At 38.5% G+C, this 13,799-nt stretch carries 18 protein-coding genes; all 18 read left to right on the top strand.

Annotated features, from left to right (window positions below):
• Window positions 1-52: 52 nt before the first annotated feature.
• Window positions 53-964 (top strand): DUF4373 domain-containing protein, encoded by a 912-nt coding sequence (locus ACIZ62_RS12970; RefSeq protein ID WP_414150330.1) that lies wholly within the window; start codon window positions 53-55, stop codon window positions 962-964.
• A complete protein-coding gene (locus tag ACIZ62_RS12965; protein WP_414150329.1) occupies window positions 957-1,259 on the top strand; it encodes a hypothetical protein in 303 nt (100 codons plus the stop codon). Before ACIZ62_RS12970 ends, ACIZ62_RS12965 begins: the two co-directional genes overlap by 8 nt.
• The gene (locus tag ACIZ62_RS12960) at window positions 1,198-1,638 is read left to right on the top strand and encodes a hypothetical protein (protein WP_414150328.1); all 441 of its coding nucleotides are present in this window, start codon (window positions 1,198-1,200) and stop codon (window positions 1,636-1,638) included. The genes ACIZ62_RS12965 and ACIZ62_RS12960 overlap by 62 nt, the downstream gene beginning before the upstream one ends.
• Window positions 1,639-1,641: 3 nt before the next feature.
• Entirely contained in the window at window positions 1,642-1,827 is a 186-nt protein-coding gene (locus ACIZ62_RS12955; protein ID WP_414150327.1) for a hypothetical protein, read from the top strand.
• A 140-nt stretch (window positions 1,828-1,967) separates the two neighbouring features.
• A complete protein-coding gene (locus tag ACIZ62_RS12950; RefSeq protein WP_414150326.1) occupies window positions 1,968-2,150 on the top strand; it encodes a hypothetical protein in 183 nt (60 codons plus the stop codon).
• On the top strand, window positions 2,143-2,490 hold the full coding sequence (locus tag ACIZ62_RS12945; protein ID WP_414150325.1) for a hypothetical protein: 348 nt from the start codon (window positions 2,143-2,145) through the stop codon (window positions 2,488-2,490). The genes ACIZ62_RS12950 and ACIZ62_RS12945 overlap by 8 nt, the downstream gene beginning before the upstream one ends.
• 238 nt (window positions 2,491-2,728) lie before the next feature.
• Window positions 2,729-3,160, top strand: coding sequence for a sigma factor-like helix-turn-helix DNA-binding protein (locus tag ACIZ62_RS12940; RefSeq protein ID WP_414150324.1), 432 nt, complete (start codon window positions 2,729-2,731; stop codon window positions 3,158-3,160).
• A 157-nt stretch (window positions 3,161-3,317) separates the two neighbouring features.
• Entirely contained in the window at window positions 3,318-3,671 is a 354-nt protein-coding gene (locus ACIZ62_RS12935; RefSeq protein WP_414150323.1) for a DUF4258 domain-containing protein, read from the top strand.
• Between the two features lies 1 nt (window position 3,672).
• The gene (locus ACIZ62_RS12930; protein WP_414150322.1) at window positions 3,673-4,134 is read left to right on the top strand and encodes a hypothetical protein; all 462 of its coding nucleotides are present in this window, start codon (window positions 3,673-3,675) and stop codon (window positions 4,132-4,134) included.
• Window positions 4,121-4,912, top strand: a complete 792-nt coding sequence (locus ACIZ62_RS12925; protein ID WP_414150321.1) for an ImmA/IrrE family metallo-endopeptidase — start codon at window positions 4,121-4,123, stop codon at window positions 4,910-4,912. The genes ACIZ62_RS12930 and ACIZ62_RS12925 overlap by 14 nt, the downstream gene beginning before the upstream one ends.
• A gap of 97 nt (window positions 4,913-5,009) precedes the next feature.
• The gene (locus ACIZ62_RS12920) at window positions 5,010-5,540 is read left to right on the top strand and encodes a hypothetical protein (protein ID WP_414150320.1); all 531 of its coding nucleotides are present in this window, start codon (window positions 5,010-5,012) and stop codon (window positions 5,538-5,540) included.
• A gap of 46 nt (window positions 5,541-5,586) precedes the next feature.
• A complete protein-coding gene (locus tag ACIZ62_RS12915; protein ID WP_414150319.1) occupies window positions 5,587-6,459 on the top strand; it encodes a terminase small subunit in 873 nt (290 codons plus the stop codon).
• Window positions 6,444-7,787, top strand: a complete 1,344-nt coding sequence (locus ACIZ62_RS12910; protein ID WP_414150318.1) for a PBSX family phage terminase large subunit — start codon at window positions 6,444-6,446, stop codon at window positions 7,785-7,787. The genes ACIZ62_RS12915 and ACIZ62_RS12910 overlap by 16 nt, the downstream gene beginning before the upstream one ends.
• A 3-nt stretch (window positions 7,788-7,790) precedes the next feature.
• A complete protein-coding gene (locus tag ACIZ62_RS12905; RefSeq protein ID WP_414150317.1) occupies window positions 7,791-9,446 on the top strand; it encodes a phage portal protein in 1,656 nt (551 codons plus the stop codon).
• Window positions 9,446-11,416 carry a phage minor capsid protein gene (locus tag ACIZ62_RS12900; protein ID WP_414150316.1) on the top strand — a complete coding sequence of 657 codons (1,971 nt, stop codon included), beginning with the start codon at window positions 9,446-9,448 and terminating at the stop codon, window positions 11,414-11,416. Before ACIZ62_RS12905 ends, ACIZ62_RS12900 begins: the two co-directional genes overlap by 1 nt.
• Window positions 11,413-11,619 (top strand): hypothetical protein, encoded by a 207-nt coding sequence (locus ACIZ62_RS12895; protein WP_414150315.1) that lies wholly within the window; start codon window positions 11,413-11,415, stop codon window positions 11,617-11,619. The genes ACIZ62_RS12900 and ACIZ62_RS12895 overlap by 4 nt, the downstream gene beginning before the upstream one ends.
• A gap of 407 nt (window positions 11,620-12,026) precedes the next feature.
• Complete coding sequence (locus tag ACIZ62_RS12890) at window positions 12,027-12,635, top strand: phage scaffolding protein (RefSeq protein ID WP_414150314.1); 609 nt, start codon at window positions 12,027-12,029, stop codon at window positions 12,633-12,635.
• A gap of 27 nt (window positions 12,636-12,662) precedes the next feature.
• The gene (locus tag ACIZ62_RS12885; RefSeq protein ID WP_414150313.1) at window positions 12,663-13,799 is read left to right on the top strand and encodes a P22 phage major capsid protein family protein; all 1,137 of its coding nucleotides are present in this window, start codon (window positions 12,663-12,665) and stop codon (window positions 13,797-13,799) included.

Here is a 13,799-nt window from a genome sequence, read left to right as displayed (position 1 = left end):
TATAAATGGTATCAAAGTACTTGAAGGGACCACCTAGAATGGGGGTGAATAAGTGGCCAGACCGATAAAGGAAGGACTCGATTATTTTCCTTTTGACGTCGATTTAATAGCTGATCGTAAACTGCGCCGGGTCAAGATAAAGTATGGACCAACAGCGGTGATGGTTTACATATCCCTGCTTTGCATCCTATATAAAGACAAGGGATATTACATTGATTACTTTGGAGAGAATAAAGAAGACGTCCTGTGGGAAGTGTGTGAAAACCTTCAGGGGAAGCACCAGCCGGACGTTGAAACTGTGGAGAGTATTATCGAGGATTTGGTGGCGTGTGGACTATTTAGCGATGATCATTTTAAATCCGGAGCTATAATCACTTCTCGACGGGCACAGCGCACGTATTATGGGGCGACTGTGGATCGTAAGGCAGCGAATATTAATTTTGATTATTGGCTTCTTTCAGAAAATGAAATGAAGGAGCTTTCTTCAAGGCACCCAATTTTAAATAATTTTATTAATCGACCGAAAAACGAGGTTAATCGACCGAATAACTCAGTTAATCACCCTAATAATACACAAAGTAGAGTAAATAAAAGTAAAGTAGAAGAAATGAAAGTAGATAAGAGTATAAGCTGTCAGATTGATCCAACTGACCAGATTCATTATCTAAATCCTCAGTTGAATGAACTATTTATGGAATTCCTGGATATGCGGAAAAAGCTGAAGGTTAACAATACTGAGCGAGCAATTAATCTTCTGAAAAATAAGATAATCGATTTTCCAGACAACATCAAAATCGAAATTATTGGCGAATCGATTATGAATGGTTGGAAGGGTCTTTTTACTGACAAGTTCAAAAGAATCGATGCCAACGTCACGCAGAAAAACTTAAAAGAATTGCCAGATTTAATGGCAAAAGCACAATGGGAAGATCAAAACGAAATAGAGGTGAATATTTTTGACTAAAGTCGAAACAACGAAACTACTTGGAATTATTGGTGCAATGTACCAAAGCTACCAGGTAACGGATGAAAAAATCAATATCTGGCATCTGCTAATAAAAGACATCAGCTTTACGCATGCTCAACAAGCTTTGGTTGATTGTTTAAAGACATCAAAATTCCCACCGGTAGCAGCGGATATCATCGAAAGAGCTGGGGTCATTCGGTTGATTGAAAGCAGAATGGAGGGGAGTTTGCATGACTGTACAGGAAACAGTATCGTTATTAAAGAAGATGGGCGGAGTATTTACAAGGATTAGTCAGTCCGACGCTGCAATTGATGTCTGGCAGGAGATCCTTCAGGAGATTCCCTATGAGAAGTGTAACCAGGCGTTTATGATGTTTTTGCGTGACGATGGGCAACGTGAGCCACGGCCGGGGGATATCTTGAGAATATCCAAATCGATTTATGAACCGATTGTACACTATGAAAAACAACCTTGCTATAAGTGCCGATCGACTGGAATCGTCTTTTTAATTGATCAGTTTGGCCATGAATCCGTTGGATCGTGCGATTGCATCAATGGTGCGCAACATGTTGGGTTGCCAAAAATCAGAAGGTCAAACTGGAATATGGACCCACTTGGACGTGTAAAAGTAATGAATAATAATCCGCCGGAATTTTTAAATGGAGGTTGAAAAATGAAAAAGATAAGAACTATGCAGATTATCAAACATGCTCTGCAGTACTATATCACAAGACCCGGTGCAGATCCTAAAGACATCGAGCAGGAAAAACAGTTGCTGCAGCGATATGAGGATGATATTCGGGTGCTTAAAAAGAAAATTTATAACAAGGAGAAGGATGATGGAACCAAAGCAAGCTAAGGAATTCTTGGAGAAGTTCTCCACACCATACAGTCATCAAATATACAAAGATGCTGTGAATATTGCGTCAGAGGCATTAAATAAAAATATCCCTAAAAAGCCACTTAATGGAAAATGTTATGAATGCGGGTGGAGACTAAATGAAATTGACAGTTATTGTTCTAACTGCGGTCAAAAGATCAGATGGGATGCGAGTCATGATTAACTGCAAAAACTGTGAAAATTTAGTAGAGAACGGTGGAAATTGCCAGGGTGTTATTGGCGATCTGGAAATCTTAGATTGTACTGAGTTTTATCTCATTGAGAGGTTGAGGGATGACTAAAAAAATCAATTCGAATCTAAAAGGGAAGGTCGGAGAGCGTGAGTTTGCCAAGTTATGCCGGGATAACGGTTATGATTGTCGCCGTGGCCAGCAATATAACGGTATTGAAGGTGAGGATGTTGTTGGATTACCTAATGTCCATATTGAAGTCAAAAGGACCGAAAAACTGAAACTCTATGATGCCATGGATCAGGCAATCCGGGATTCAGGTGAGAAATTGCCGATTGTTGCCCACCGAAAGAATAATTGTGACTGGGTTGTGATTATGCCGGTTGAGGCATGGTTTGAAATGTACCGGGAATATGAAGCAGGAATAGAGAGGATTACAAATGAAAACTAAAAAACAAGATCACTGTAAAAGAGCAAACTGTCAGTATTACGACCACAAGCATTTTAAAAATAATTGTTCAGCATCGGCCATGGCTCACAGATGGAATAAGTGTAAGTTGTTTATTAAGAAAAAGATTGAGGATGCCAGCTGATCATAAAAAAAGAATGCTCCTACTGCCATAGGAAACATTCTAGCGTATTCTCTCCCGAATACTGGTTAAGCTATTATAACATAAGGGGGAGAATACGTGCAAGTAAGAAGCTTTTTTGAAAAGTATATGGATAATAAAATTGCGATTATTTTCATAGATCGTGAGATTAAATTGCTCAGAGAACAGATTGACCCGTCATACACCCAGCAGTTGTCACATACCCCGATTGTTCATGTTGGGGGGAGCAGCACGGAGCGGACGGCGATAAGGCATCTGGAGGATGAAGAGATTTTGGAGTTGCAGAAAAAGAAAAAACTAGCTGAGGCAGATATTGAAGTGGTGGACCGGCTCATGCCGATGATGTCACCCGAGTTGAAAAGCATCATAGAGAACCGTTATTTCAAAAAACTGACCTGGAGGGAAATCGCTGATAAAATGGAATTGGATGAAAGGACGGTCCAGAAGAAAATAGAAGTGACGCTGGATCAACTGGACATGATCTCCATGCGTGAAAGTGCATGCGGGTAAAATGCTGGTGTTTTGCTGGAAAGATGTGTTCCAAAGCGCTATTACAGTATGTTATCATTAAAGTGCTAATTTATTATGTACTAAAGAATTCCTGAATTTTCTTGATGAATTAAATCAAATAAGATAAAATATTCAATAGAAATTAAGGAGAGTCATAATGCCGAATAATACAACTCTAAATCAAAACTTAGTAAATCCCTATTATTCTGAAATTAGTTTTATTAGAAGACTGGCTGCGAACGGTGAATTAATTGTTTCTGACCATGCTCACCAAAGAATTTCTCAAAGAGGAATATCATTACTTTCACTTTTTGATGCTGTAGAAAACGGAACTTTATTAGAAATCCAAAATCTAGAGAGAGATCTCAAATTTGTTTTTCAAGATTGTAAAAATCCACCTTGTTTTTTTGTTGTTGTAGCGCCAAAACAAAATAATAAATGTTTAGTTATAACAACGTATGAACCAGATTCAAGATGGGAATTAGTTTCTGGTAATTGGAGGAGGAAATAATATGTTTAACAACTGCGAAAATGATGGTTATCCATTAATAGAACAAATTGGAAATGCAAAAGGATATTGGAAAAGTAAAGTTATAGAATTTGAATCTATCCCTATTTTGTGTTGTGAAAAATGTCAAAATATCTATTTAAAACAGAATATTGCGATAATAGTACAAGAAATCACAAGAGCTATTTATGATCTAAATGAATACGATGTTACAACCGTGAATATTTCATCATCTTATAAATCGATTATCGAGAATAAAAGAGAAATATATAATCTTCTTGTCGAAAAAAAGATATATCCAATTATTGATAATAACAAATTAATAATAATTGCAAAAGATATTAAATCCTTTGAAAATAAGGGTGATTTGGGGTTGCTCGCAGCCGCAAGAAACCATAATGGAGAAAACTTTACAGAAGATGTTCTAAAAGAAATTGAAGAAATGAAAAATTATGAAGATCAATGAAAAAAGAATATTATCAACTGTTAAAGACATAATTGAAATATTTAATTTAACTTATCCGTTAGATATAGATGAATTTGTTGAAAAACTAAATATTGACCTAAAATTTATAGATACTGGTAATTGTGATGGTCTTTTCTTGTGCCATAAAGGAAAAAAGAAAATTCTAATAAATAAATCTGCTAACAGATTAAGAAAAAATTTTACAATCGGGCATGAATTGGGACATTATTTCATTGAACATCATCTTTCTCAACTTTATGATTGTAATATTGAAGATAAAAACAATATCAAAGGCTCAGTAAATTCTAATAGACTATTTGAACAGGAAGCAGATATTTTTTCTGGAGAATTACTGCTTCCTACTGAAATTTTGAGAAAAGAAAATTATTGTAGTTTAGATAGAATTCGAACAATTTCAAAAAAGTATGGCATTTCAATTCCAGCAACCGCTATTAAAGTAATGCATATCCAAAAAGAACCAATGGTGTTTATGCAATTCAACAAAAATTCTATTATTTGGCATCAAAGTTCTATTGGAGAAACTAGTAACTGCCACAATTTAAGCAATATGCTTAGTATACCTGACACATCCCATTTCTATAAGCTTAATAAATATGGATATACAATGCGTGAAATTAGTTCGTATGGATGGCTCGTAGACGAATTTGATGATCCTTCTGTCAAAATAAAAGAAGAAATTATCTATTGCAAAGATTACGATTATGGTTATATTTTGTTAGATCTATCTGAAGTGTATAAGCGTTATGAACTTGAGTAATTTAAATTTTAATTCATCAAGCAAAATGTTAAACGAAAATAGCTTAAGCAAGTAGTTTTTCTAAATATCATTGATTGAAAGGATAATAAAATTTTTAATGGAAAATCAACCAACATCAGCAATCACAGCTATTATATTTTTTTCTATCGTTATTATTATTTGTCTTATCATAATAAAAAAATTACCAAGTATTTATCTATGGATAAAAAACAAAAAGAAAGTTAACGGTAAGGAAAAGAATTGGGGGGATGAAGTGGACTTGGATGAAAGATTATATCTAATACGTAAAGAGATTAGAGATAACAATAGCGAAATTGACGGAAAAGAAAACGGAAAATCAGAAGTTCTATCACGAGTTGAAGGAATTCTTTTGGGAATAGTAGGTTTTGTACTTTCAATCTGGTTTTCAGAAAATACATCATTCAGTAGTCTAATGGCATTGCTGATAAGCACTCCAATTATGCTCTTAGTTTCTATATTTGCAGAGATTTTAATTAGAAGAATCTCAAAATATTTAGACAAGGACAGGATTAAAGTATTGAAAGAAGCTAACGAAAGAGCTTATAAAGAGGAAATTAAAATCAGTAGGTTAATACTAGAACACCATATTAATGGAGACGCACTTTAGGCGTCTTTTTTTATGCACAAAACCGACGAATGAGAGGTGGTGAGAGTTGCCAAGAGCACCAAATGAACAAATTAAAAAAGCAAAAGAATTATTTGATCTAGGCAAAAAAATGGTGGACATTGCCGCAGCTCTCAATATTCCTGAAGGCACCATCCGAAGTTGGAAAAAGCGGTATGAATGGGATGCAACGTTGCAATTAGAAAAACGCAACGTTGCAAACAAAAAAACGAATAAACGTGTCAAAACAAAAGTCTCTATTTCATCGGTTAAATCGGTCATTGAAAACCCCGATTTAACCGATGAACAGCGGCTTTTTTGTTTGTATTACAGTAAGTCGTTTAATGCGACAAGGAGCTACCAGAAAGCCTATGGATGTGACTATTTAACTGCTATGTCTAACGGATCCAGGCTGCTAAGAAATGATAAGGTCAAAAACGAGATCATGAAGCTAAAACAGGAGCGCTATGTCCGTTCTTTTATCTCAGAAGAAGACATATTCCAGAAGTATTGGGATATTGCTTTTTCTGACATTACGGACTTTCTTTCCTTTGGTCGAAGGGAAGTTCAGGTCATGGGTGCATTTGGTCCGGTAAAAATAAAGGATGAGAATGGCAAAGAAATACCACTCATGAAAGAAGTAAATTCCGTGGAATTCAGAGAGTCATCCGAAGTGGATGGGTCTATTATTTCGGAAGTCAAGCAAGGGAAAGATGGTGTAAGCATCAAGCTGGCAGACCGCATGAAAGCCCTCCAATGGTTGTCAGATCATATGGATCTGGCTACTAATGAGCAGCAGACCCGAATTGACAAGATGAAGCTGGAAATGAACAAACTTGGCGGCGAGCCTGAAACCTATGAGGATGATGGCTTCCTAGAAGCTTTAGCCGGAAAGGTTGAAGAAATATGGGAAGACGAGTAAGACAAGCAATTTTTAAGTTCAAAGCGTTTTCCAAAAAGCAAATGAAGGTCTTAACCTGGTGGATGCCAAATTCGCCAATGCGAGACAAAGAAGGCATTATTGCTGACGGTGCCATTCGATCAGGTAAAACATTGTCCATGTCTCTTTCCTTTGTGATCTGGGCCATGGTCTCATTTAGTAATCAGAATTTTGGCATGTGCGGGAAGACGATTGGATCTTTCAGACGTAATGTTTTGTTTTGGCTAAAACTGATGCTTAAAGCCAGAGGATACAGAGTTCAGGATCATCGGGCAGATAATCTGGTAATTGTTACCCGGGGAGAAGTTACAAACTATTTTTATGTTTTTGGTGGAAAAGATGAACGTTCACAAGACTTGATCCAGGGGATCACGTTGGCGGGCGTTTTTTTTGATGAAGTCGCACTGATGCCGGAATCCTTTGTGAATCAGGCCACCGGACGTTGTTCAGTTGAAGGCTCGAAATTTTGGTTTAACTGCAATCCGAGCAATCCCCAACATTGGTTCAAAGTGAATTGGATCGATAAAAAAGATGAAAAGCAATATATTTATCTCCATTTCACCATGGAAGACAACCTAAGTCTAACTGAAAAGATCAAAGCAAGATACCGCTCAATGTATAGCGGTGTTTTTTATGAGCGTTATATTTTAGGCCTCTGGAAAGCGGCAGAGGGGGTCATTTATCGACAATTTGCCGACAACCCCAGTAAGTATGTCATAGAGCTGACTGACGCCTTAAAAGAGCAATTAAAGCGAGATCTGGAATTCATATCGATTGGCGTTGACTTTGGGGGGAATCGATCCCTGACAACCTTTGTGGCCACAGGGTTTACACATAACTTTAAAACCATCTATGCATTGGCAGATCATGCCATAAAAGGGCAAAAGGGCGATATTGACAGTGATCGGGTTAACCAGGAATTTATTGCATTTTATCGACAGCTTGAAGCATTGTTTCCAAATATCCCGATCAGGTATTGCTTTGCAGATAATGAAGCTCAATATCTGATTAATGGTCTTATCAAGGCATGTAAAAATGCTGGACTACCTTTAAAGATTGGCGATAGTGCCAAGATCAAGATCGTGGAGCGGATCCGATGCTGTAACACCCTGTTAAATCGGGACCGTTTAAAGGTTTTAAGTTGCTGCACAGCCCTCATTGGTGGACTCTCATCGGCGGTCTGGGATCAAAAAGCCAGTGATGCCGGTAAAGATGTCCGACTGGATAATTTCAGTTCAGACATCGATATATTGGATGCCTTTGAGTATTCATTTGAAAGATTTATCAAAAAACTAATTGGAGGAGGATAACGCATGAACATAAATTCAGTGGTAGATTATCTCAATAAAACAAATGGTTATGATGTGCCGACTGGCTATTATGCGCATATCCAAGAATGGGAAGATTGGTGGAAGGGATATCACAAACCTTTCCATGATTTTAAAGAGAGTGGGTATGATGGAAAAACAATCAAACGCAAGATTTATTCCCTGAAGATGGGAAAGAAAGTTTGTGAGGATTGGGCCAGTATCTTACTTAATGAAAAAACCGAGGTGGTTATTGACGGTAAGAAAAATAATGACTTTATTAATTCAGTATTCGAGCTTAATACTTTTTGGCAATCTGCCAATGAGTTGGTTGAGAAAACATTCTACTCTGGTACCGGCGCTTTTGTCCTGAGATTTGAAGGACTCAAGCTAAGTGGAGAAAAGGCATTAGGATCAAAGGATACCAAAATTCGCATGGAATACCTCAGTGCTTTGAATATCGTTCCGCTATCAGTCAAATACGGAAAAATCGTTGATGTCGCCTTTGTTTCAGATGTTATGCATGAAGGAAAAAACTATGTTTATGTCGAAACTCATGTTTTAAAAGGCACTGGATATGTTATTTCTAACCAATATTTCAAGAAAGAAGCTGGCAGTCTGAATCCCATACCATTGCCAGACGGAATGATTGAGGAGTTCTCAACAAAATCAGATATCCCTTTATTCTCAATCATAAAACCAAATATTGTGAATACAATTGACGGTTCAAACGGTTTGGGAATGTCAGTTTTTGCCAATTCAATCGATAATTTACAGGGTGTTGATCTTTGCTACAATAACTTCAATCGAGACTTTAAGCTCGGGGGTAAGAAGGTATTTCTCAATGATTCATTGACAACAACAACGGAGAGTGGCGAAAAAATTACACCAGATGATACAGCACAACAATTGTTTATCCAATTTGGCGATGATTTTATTGATAAAAATGGTAGTAACAACCTGATTCAGGAGTTCAACCCATCGTTGAGAGTTCAGGAAAACATTGATGGGTTGCAGGCTCAGCTTGACTACCTAAGCTTTAAGTGCGGTTTTGGTACTAAGCATTATCAGTTTAATGCCGGTGCCATCATCACAGCGACACAGTATGTCGGGGATAAGCAGGAGCTGATGCAGAATGCCAGTAAGAATTATATTGTCGTAGAAAGAGCATTGAAAGTTTTAATCAAAGCGATTCTTTGGGCTGGGAAAAATATTTGTGGCATTGATCTAGATGAAAACCCTGAGATCAAGGTTAACTTTGATGACAGTTACATCATTGATACCGAATCAGAACTATTATCTATGCAGCAGGATGTTGCCAGCGGGTTAATTCGACCAGAAATCTATCTTGCCAAGAAGTACGGTGCGACTGAAAAAGAAGCTCTGAAGATGATGCCCGCTGCTAGTACAACCGTTGAAGATAATCCGTTTGATCAAGCCTTGAAAAACATCGAACCGCCTACAGCCAATACAACTGTTATTGATACAGCTGAAAATGTCACCGGTAAGTCGCTTAATGGTGCCCAAACACAATCGTTGATAGCCATATTATCGCAGTATTCAGCCGGAGAATTGACACTAGGACAAGCGATAAACGTCATTTCTATTTCGATTGGAATAACTAAAGATGAGGCCAAGAAGATCATTGAGGGGGCTGAATAATGCTGACTCCTGAGCAACTGCAATCCATCCCCGACTATTTTGTAAATCTGTATCAGGAATTAGAAGAATTCATCATCGCCGACTTTGTGCGACGTATTGGAAAAGCTGGTGCGATAACAGAAACAGCAGAATGGCAGGCAATCAGAGCAAAAGAAATTGGTATGGCACTAGAGGGGCTCGAAAAGGAAATCAAACGGGTCACAAAACTTTCACAACGTGAAATTGATCAGTTGATGAAGGAAGTTGCCGAGCTATCGTTGGAAAATGACAGGCCGATATATGAAAGTCAGGGGAAATTGGCTCCTAGCCTTGAAAAGTCTGAGACGTTACAGAATTATGTCAAGGCCGCTCAGGAGCAGACCAAGGGGGAGTTGTTTAACATGACCCAGTCCCTGGGATTCGCCCGAAAGGTTGGGAATAAGATTGAGTACCTGCCTATGTATGAATTTTATAACAAGGCTCTGGATATGGCACAATTTCAGGTTTCGACGGGTGTGCTGGATTACAACACGGCCATTAGAAATGCTGTAAAAGAGATCTCAAAATCTGGACTGAGGTGGATTGACTATGAATCGGGCTGGCACAACCGGGTTGATGTGGTTGCCAGACGGGCGGTGATGACGGGTGTTAATCAGATGGCCAGCAAAATGAATGATCAGGTGGTAAAAGATCTGGGCGCTGAATATGCTGAGGTTACTGCTCATGCCGGGGCAAGACCGTCTCACGCAGAATGGCAGGGAAAGGTCTTCAAGATCATTGGTTCCGCCCCGGGGTATCCTAATTTAGCAAGAACAACTGGTCTTGGAACGGGTCCAGGGCTTTGCGGATGGAATTGCCGACATAATTACTATGCATTCTTCCCTGGTATCTCTGTTCCAACCTATTCAGAAAAAGAATTAGAGCATTTGGATAATGATCCTTTTGAGTACGAGGGTAAAACTTACAACCATTACGAAGCGACTCAGCAGCAAAGAAAAATAGAAACTGCCATGCGACAGAGTAAAATAGAATTGATTGGATATGACGCTCTGGGAGATAAAGAAGCGTTCACGACGGCCAGTATTAAGCTCCAGAGACAGAAACAATTCTATAAAGAATTCAGCAACACAGCCGGATTGCCATTGCAGAACGAGCGTCACCAGGTAATTGGTTTTGATAAAAGTATCAGTCAAAAGAGTGTTTGGGCGAATAAACAAGCGGTTAAGAAGTATTCAATGAGTCATATTAATTCAGTTAATTCGCCTAACTCAAACAATCTTATAAAAGATCCTAAAAAGAGCATCGTTAATAATGCGCTCCGCTTCGATGATCGCAAAAAAGCGGATCAGTTATTCAGGCCGCAGACTGAAAAACTATGGCCACGATTAACCGCACCAGAAAAAGATGCTGCTTACCAATACACCATGGGATCTGGTAAATTCAATCGACCGATGCGGGGATATGATAAAACCTGGAGAAACTTTAAAGGTGTTGGGAAAGTACCGTTAGATAATGAAAATGGCGAAAAGTATATTCATTCGTTAAAGGATGCAATAGATAAGAGCTATATTCCTGAAGATGTCTGGTTGTTTAGAGGGTCAGACAAACAATCGTTGGCTGGACTTTTAGGGATTGATAAAAGCAAGATTATTCCTTCTAAAATCAAAGTATTAAATAATAAATTCTCTGGTGAAGAAGTAATTGATGATGCTTTTTTTAGTACTGGTATTTCGACAAATGCTGGTTTTCATGATATAATATCTTATGAGATTTTGGCTCCTAAAGGGACTAAGGGCATTTATGCCGAGCCTTTTAGCTATTACGGCGAAACGAATACTACCGGGAACTGGGATGGAAAACAAACATCAAGTGTTATAGGAACTGAAGCAGAGGTAATACTGCAGGCAGGAACACGGTTTGAAATTGTAGAAATTAAAGAAGTGAGTGGAAAAGTCACTGTTGTTATGAAAGTATTGGGGGTGTTAAAATGAGTTTAAGCAATATGATTGGTTTAAGAAGGTCTAATGCTGAAAAAATACATTGTCGAACCTGCAAGCATGCTGAGAAAAGCCATATTTGCCGGGGACGTTGTGAAATTTTTGAGCATAAGCCAGATGATGTTTATTTTGATAATGCTCCGTGCCCCAAATATGAAAAGGGCGAAGATTTATTAAAATACGAAATAGAAATTTAAAAGCCACCAGATTTAAAAGTCGGGTGGTTTTTTTATGGAAAAAATTAAGGAGGATTAAATTAATGAGGCGACGGTACCCAAATATGTAGCGGTAACAAAGATTGAAAATGGTGAATTACTTAGCTATATAAATCTTGAAACTAGTGAAGTGATTCAAAAAGATGATGTTGATATTCGAATTGGCTTTGGTGAACCCCAGTTTATCGACAAAAACGGGAAAGTATTCATGAATATTGAAGATTAATGATAATTGAGTAGTTTGACTGCCGAAAGTTCAACTGTGTCATGAGCATGACGTTAAAAGGCTTATTTTTTATACCCAAAATTTGGCTAACCTGCAAGCCTACGAGAGCAGGACCATGGGTGAAAGCGACCACCTAAAACGCTTAGTGGGGAAGGATAAAGAGATGAAAACAGAAGAGTTAACCGCATTAGGATTGTCAGAAGATCAGATTAAAGGCGTGTTTGCATTAAATGGTACCGATATTGAAAAGTTAAAACAGGATATCGAAAAGCAAAAACAGGATGTAATCAAAGCGAAAGAAGAACTGGAGGGTGTGAAAACCCAATTGGGCGAAGCAAATGCGACAATCAAGGGTTTTGAAGAATTGGACGTTGAGGGGATCAAAAAAGCAGCCGATGAGTGGAAAACAAAGTATGAGCAGGATACAGAAGCTCTAAAAAATCAGATGGCAACAAAAGATTATGAGTTTGCAGTAGATAAGTTCCTGGGCGGCATTGAATTTAGTTCTGATTTAGCCAAAAAAGCGGTGTTTTCAGAATTCAAAGAAAAAGCTTTCAAATTGGAAGATGGTAAATTCTTGGGTGCAGATGACTATATCAAAGCCCTTCAAGAAAGTAATCCTGGGGCATTTGTCAAGCAGGACAAAACAGATCCGGAACCCCCAGGGGTTATTTTATCTTCAGGCGGTGTTCATGGTAGCGGGATTAAAACCATTGATCACAATGCTATTTCAGATGATCAGTATTTTGAGATGGTTTTTGCGAAAAAATAGTATTTAATTGAGAGGGAGAAATAATAAATGGCAAATGAATTTTTAGAAGTAAAAGTAATTGCAAGACTAACCTTGCAACGATTAATTGAAAATATGGTCTTTCCAAACCTGATTTATCGGGATTTTTCGAATGATTTTCAACCAGGAAAAGGTGCAAAGATCCAGGTTAAGAAACCCGTTGTTTTGGAAGCCAAAGATTTTGATGAAACAAATGGAGTTGTCCCACAGGACATCAAAGAATCCAGTGTGGAAGTAACGCTGGATAGGCTGGCAACAGTTGATGCAGAATGGGGTGCAATCGCAGGGGCGACCAATATCGATGATCTTAATCGATTGTTTATTGAACCTTCGGCTGTAGCATTAGCAGAAAAGATTAATAATGACGGTTTGTTTTTGTACAAGGATATTCCGTATATTGCCGGTGAGGCTGGAACTACTCCTGCGTCATTGGATGTCATTGCTAATGCACGAAAAGCGTTGAATATCAACAAAGTACCTTTGGCAGGTCGTGTGGCAGTTTGGGATCCCGAAGCTGAAGCTTCACTGAGTGTAATTCCTTCAGTAGCCAATGCTGAGAAATCTGCAAGTACAGCGGCATTACGAGAAGGTGAGCTGGGAAGATTGTACTCTTTCAATAATTATATGGCCCAGGGTGTCAAGGTTCACACAGCAGGAACTTTGGCAGTTGGTGGGGGTACGAATCCTAAAATTGTTCCCAAAACAGCTGTCGCAGCAGGTGCTACAGCTTTAACGCTTGCGGTGACCGGAGGAACCGGCCCCACTCTAACCGGAACACTGGTAAAGGGTGACATTTTGACAATTAAAGGGGAACCCTACACTGTTGTAACTGGTGGAACGGCAGCTTCAGATGAGCTTGCAATTACGGTTTATCCGGCTTTACCTGAACTTAAAACGACCGATGCAATTACCAAGATTACAGATCATACGGCAAACTTGGGATTCATTCCACAGGCTTTTGCATTTGTGACTCGACCGCTAGTTTTGCCTTCAGGCGTTGAGGCTTATGTTGTATCTTACAACGGTGTTTCCATGCGAGTAGTGAAGGGGTATGATCTTAAATACAAAAAGGAAATGATTTCGATGGATGTACTCTACGGTTACAAAACAATGTACCAGGAGTTGGCAGTTCGTATCCTTGGTTAA

It is taken from the genome of Acetobacterium carbinolicum (genome assembly GCF_047456275.1).
In the GTDB taxonomy this organism is placed as follows: domain Bacteria; phylum Bacillota; class Clostridia; order Eubacteriales; family Eubacteriaceae; genus Acetobacterium; species Acetobacterium carbinolicum.
Note: the sequence above shows the minus strand (reverse complement) of the source record. Positions and strands in the feature narration are given on the sequence as shown.

Coding starts and splice junctions, on each gene's coding strand:
- ACIZ62_RS12920 (WP_414150320.1), top strand. CDS start 5,010: ATGGAAAATCAACCAACATCAGCAATCACAGCTATTATATTTTTTTCT.
- ACIZ62_RS12935 (WP_414150323.1), top strand. CDS start 3,318: ATGCCGAATAATACAACTCTAAATCAAAACTTAGTAAATCCCTATTAT.
- ACIZ62_RS12885 (WP_414150313.1), top strand. CDS start 12,663: ATGGCAAATGAATTTTTAGAAGTAAAAGTAATTGCAAGACTAACCTTG.
- ACIZ62_RS12900 (WP_414150316.1), top strand. CDS start 9,446: ATGCTGACTCCTGAGCAACTGCAATCCATCCCCGACTATTTTGTAAAT.
- ACIZ62_RS12910 (WP_414150318.1), top strand. CDS start 6,444: ATGGGAAGACGAGTAAGACAAGCAATTTTTAAGTTCAAAGCGTTTTCC.
- ACIZ62_RS12945 (WP_414150325.1), top strand. CDS start 2,143: ATGACTAAAAAAATCAATTCGAATCTAAAAGGGAAGGTCGGAGAGCGT.
- ACIZ62_RS12950 (WP_414150326.1), top strand. CDS start 1,968: ATGAAATTGACAGTTATTGTTCTAACTGCGGTCAAAAGATCAGATGGG.
- ACIZ62_RS12905 (WP_414150317.1), top strand. CDS start 7,791: ATGAACATAAATTCAGTGGTAGATTATCTCAATAAAACAAATGGTTAT.
- ACIZ62_RS12930 (WP_414150322.1), top strand. CDS start 3,673: ATGTTTAACAACTGCGAAAATGATGGTTATCCATTAATAGAACAAATT.
- ACIZ62_RS12960 (WP_414150328.1), top strand. CDS start 1,198: ATGACTGTACAGGAAACAGTATCGTTATTAAAGAAGATGGGCGGAGTA.
- ACIZ62_RS12955 (WP_414150327.1), top strand. CDS start 1,642: ATGAAAAAGATAAGAACTATGCAGATTATCAAACATGCTCTGCAGTAC.
- ACIZ62_RS12925 (WP_414150321.1), top strand. CDS start 4,121: ATGAAGATCAATGAAAAAAGAATATTATCAACTGTTAAAGACATAATT.
- ACIZ62_RS12890 (WP_414150314.1), top strand. CDS start 12,027: ATGAAAACAGAAGAGTTAACCGCATTAGGATTGTCAGAAGATCAGATT.
- ACIZ62_RS12895 (WP_414150315.1), top strand. CDS start 11,413: ATGAGTTTAAGCAATATGATTGGTTTAAGAAGGTCTAATGCTGAAAAA.